The organism is Reyranella soli, from assembly GCF_007992495.1.
Lineage (GTDB): Bacteria > Pseudomonadota > Alphaproteobacteria > Reyranellales > Reyranellaceae > Reyranella > Reyranella soli.
This window is the reverse complement of record NZ_BKAJ01000310.1, coordinates 1-3810: the sequence shown is the minus strand read 5'-3', so window position 1 is coordinate 3810 and position 3810 is coordinate 1. Positions and strand designations below refer to the sequence as shown.

At 67.6% G+C, this 3810-nt stretch carries 4 protein-coding genes; 1 reads left to right on the top strand and 3 read right to left on the bottom strand.

What is annotated here, in order from left to right; all coding sequences use genetic code 11:
• Positions 1 to 44 precede the first annotated feature (44 nt).
• The 3 genes from RSO01_RS46180 to RSO01_RS46170 are packed head-to-tail and all read right to left on the bottom strand — an operon-like array spanning position 45 to position 2456.
• On the bottom strand, positions 45 to 890 hold the full coding sequence (locus RSO01_RS46180) for a phytanoyl-CoA dioxygenase family protein (RefSeq protein WP_147157373.1): 846 nt from the start codon (positions 888 to 890) through the stop codon (positions 45 to 47).
• Positions 890 to 1651 carry an SDR family oxidoreductase gene (locus RSO01_RS46175; protein ID WP_147157372.1) on the bottom strand — a complete coding sequence of 254 codons (762 nt, stop codon included), beginning with the start codon at positions 1649 to 1651 and terminating at the stop codon, positions 890 to 892. Before RSO01_RS46175 ends, RSO01_RS46180 begins: the two co-directional genes overlap by 1 nt.
• Before the next feature lie 49 nt (positions 1652 to 1700).
• A complete protein-coding gene (locus RSO01_RS46170; RefSeq protein WP_147157374.1) occupies positions 1701 to 2456 on the bottom strand; it encodes a TerC family protein in 756 nt (251 codons plus the stop codon).
• A gap of 139 nt (positions 2457 to 2595) precedes the next feature.
• On the opposite strand from RSO01_RS46170, the gene RSO01_RS46165 reads away from it, so the two are divergent.
• Positions 2596 to 3741, top strand: coding sequence for an MFS transporter (locus tag RSO01_RS46165; protein ID WP_170303893.1), 1146 nt, complete (start codon positions 2596 to 2598; stop codon positions 3739 to 3741).
• Positions 3742 to 3810: the final 69 nt, after the last annotated feature.

The following is a 3810-nucleotide window of genomic DNA, read 5'->3' as shown; positions in this document are numbered from 1 at the left end:
CATCATGATCATGAGCGGGCCAGGAGGCCCGCGGTCCATTGATCTTAGCGTTTCACAACGGCGACCTTGTTCTCTTCCGACTCCACGGCATTCATCGCCCGGAAGCGCGCCTCGGCCTCGGCGTGGAACGCGCGCTCGGCAGGACCCGCCTCCTCGACCGGCCGCCGCTCATCGTCGAAGTTCCCGTATTCGTCCTTGCCGCGCACGAGCATGGCAGTGACGCGATTGCGGGCCGTGCAGCGCGCCGAGGTCGGGATGTAGCTGATGCCGAGGCCGATGCGCCGGTCGTGATAGCGGTTGGGCCGCGAATTGTGCACCAGATGCGTGTGGTGCAGCGAGAACTGGCCGGCCTTGACCGGCATGAAGGCCGTGCGCTGGCGATCGACGTCGACCGCGAGGGTCTGGCCGCGCGACAGCAGGTTCTCGGTATTCTGCAGCTCGGCGTGCGGCAGCTGGCCGAGCTTGTGCGAGCCCGGCACGACCTCCATGCAGCCCGCCTCGATCGGCGCGTCGGTCAAGGCCACCCAGGCAGTGACATGGCAGGCCGGCTCGAGGGCGAAGTAGGTCGCGTCCTGGTGCCAGCTCACATGGGCGCCCGAGCCCGCATCCTTAGGCCAGACGGTGAGATGGAACAGACGGATGTCCGGACCGATCAGGTCCTCGACCGCGTCCAGCACCTCGGGCGCATGCACGATCTCGTCGACCCAGGGGAACAGCAGATGCGGCTTGAAATTGTGGCCGCGAGTCATCTTCTGGCCCTGGGCGCGTTCGAAGGCCTCCATCCTGTCGCGCCAGGCGCGCGCCCGTTCCGGCGAGAAGGCATCGACCGGACAGACATAGCCGTCCCGCTCGTAGCCTGCGATCTGTTCGGGAGTGAGCTTCTTTGCCATCAGTGCGCCGTCCAGCCGCCGTCGACGAACAGCAGCGTGCCTGTCACGAAGGACGAGTCGTCGCTCGCCAGGAAAAGCGCGGCGCGCGCCACCTCCTCCGGCTTGCCTATGCGGCCCATGGGATGGCGGTGCTTCCAGAAGGTCTTCATGGCTTCCGGATCGGCATAGCGCTTCAGCGAGCGCGCCGGCATCGGCGTGTCGATGACGCCCGGCATCAGCGCGTTGACGCGAATGCCTTGCGCCGCGTGATCGACCGCCATGGTCTTGGTGAACGAGGCGATGGCGCCCTTGGAGGCGATGTACGCCGCGTTCTTGCCCGGGCTCGACTGCGCAAGCTGCGAGCCGATGGTGACGATGACGCCGGAGCGGTTCTCGATCATCGACTTGATGGCGTAGTGGATCCAGAGATATGTGCCCTTGACGTTGACCGCGAAGGTACGATCCCAGGCCGCTTCTTCGATCGTGTCGACCGTGCCGCCGCTCGACAGGCCGGCCGCCGTCAGCAGCACGTCGACGCGGCCCCATTTCTCGATCACCCGGTCGACGCCGGCGCGCGCCTCGGCATCGCTGCTGACGTCGGCGGGAATGATGATGGCGCTGCCGCCGGCCGCCTCGATGTCAGCCGCGACCTGGCCCAGCCCGACCTCGTCCTGATCGACCAGGGCGAGCCTGGCGCCTTCGGCCGCGAACAGGCGCGCCGACGCAGCGCCGATGCCGGACGCCCCGCCGGTGACGATCGCCACGCGATCCCTCAGTTTCATGGGGCCTTGAGCTTCATGGCGGCGAGCTTAAGCGCCGCCTGCGGGCTTGTCAGCGCGGTCGTGTCCTGAGCGGCCGGCGTTTTCGCTCCGCGCGACGTGCCAGCATGTTCAGCGCCTCGACCAGGGCGGAGAACGCCATGGCGGCATAGATGTACCCCTTGGGCACCTTCACGTCGACGCCGTCGGCGATCAGCGTCATGCCGATCATCAGCAGGAAGCTCAGCGCCAGCATGACGATGGTCGGATTCTTGTTGATGAATCCGGCCAGCGGATCGGCCGCCAGCAGCATCATGGCGACAGCGATGATCACCGCCGCGATCATGATCGGGATATCGTCGGTCATGCCGACCGCGGTGATGATGCTGTCCAGCGAGAACACCAGATCGAGGATCAGGATCTGGCCGATCACGCCCGTCACCGTGGCCTGCACCGCCCGCCCGGCGGCCTCGGTGTCGTCGTCGGCCGCGACATGGTCGTGAATCTCGCTGGTCGCCTTGTAGATCAGGAAAAGACCGCCCGCGATCAGGATCAGGTCACGCCAGGAGAAGCTGTGGCCGAACAGCGAGAACAACGGCGTCGTAAGCTGTGCGATATAGGCCACGCCGCTCAGCAGGCCGAGCCGCAGGATCACCGCAAGTCCTATGCCAATCCGGCGGGTGCTCGACCGCTGATGCTCCGGCAGCTTGTTGGTCAGGATGGAAATGAAGATCAGGTTGTCGATGCCCAGCACGACTTCCATGACCACCAGCGTCACCAGCGCCGCCCAGGCGTTGGGATCGCGGACGAGAACCAGGATTTCTTCCAGCATGCCGCCACCATAGGTCAATGCTGCTGCCCGCCAAGAGTCCTTTCCTTTTGCCGGACGAGCCGTTAACCGGGTTGACATGAGTCCGCCCGCTTCGGCAGCGAGACCGCCGCCGGCGCGGGCCCCGACTTTGGCCATCGTGCTGCTGTCCGTGGCGGCGTTCGCTTCTGCCGCCAACATGCGCGTCGTCGATCCCCTGCTGGTGCAGCTTGCCGCCACCTTCGGCGTCAGTGTCGGCGCGGCTTCGATCGCGGCCACGTCCTTCCTGTTCGCCAACGGCGTGTTCGTGCTGGTGCACGGCCCGTTCGGCGACCGCTACGGCAAGATGCCGGTGGTCGCCATCGCCTGCCTCACCGCCGCGCTGTGCTGCCTGCTGAGCGCCATGGCGGACTCGCTCGCCTGGCTGACGGCGGCGCGCTTCCTGACCGGCGTCACGGGCTCGGCCATCATTCCACTCGCCATCGCCTGGCTCGGCGACAACGTCAGCTACGAGCGCCGCCAGGCGGTGCTGGCCCGCTTCCTCACGGGCCAGACGCTCGGCCTGATGACCGGCGCCGCGCTGGGTGGTGCGCTCGGCGACTGGCTGGGCTGGCGCTCGGTGTTCTGGGTGCTGGCGGCCATCTACGTCACGGCGGGCGGCGCCCTGTTCGGCGTCATGCGCGCCCATCCCGACGTGGCGCGGCCGACGGGCGGCCAGCAGGGCTCGATGATCGCCCAGATGCTCAAGGTGCTGCGGCGGCGCTGGGTGATCACCGTTGTGCTGGTGGTGGCGCTGGAAGGCGGCACCTTCTGGGGCGCCTTCACCTTTGTCGGCGCCGATCTGCACCAACGCTTCGACATGGGGTTCGCCGCCATCGGGCTCGCGGTCGCAGCGTTCGGCGCGGGCGGCTTTGCCTATGTGCTGGTGGCGCCGCAGCTCGTGCGCCTGCTGGGCGAACGCGGTCTCTGCATCTGGGGCGGTCTCGGCCTCGGCATCGCCTTCGCCACCATGGCGCTGGCCCCCTCGCCCGAGGTCGAGTTCGCCGGCATCATGCTGTCGGGCGTTTCCTTCTACATGCTGCACAACACGCTGCAGACCCACGGCACGCAGATGGCGCCGGAAGCGCGCGGCGCGGCCATGGCGCTGTTCGCGCTCTGCCTGTTCGTCGGCCAGGCTATCGGCGTGCCCATCGCCGCGCCGATTGTCGACCGCTGGGGCGCACCGCCGGTGTTCTGGGCAGCGGCGGTGGTGCTGCCAGCGCTGGGATTGTGGTTTGCCGCGGCGTTGAAACGACGGCATTCATAGCTGGGGGCGCGCCACTCCAGTGGCGCGTCTTCTCACGCTCTTGCGGACCGCCGGCGTCTCGCCGGCTCA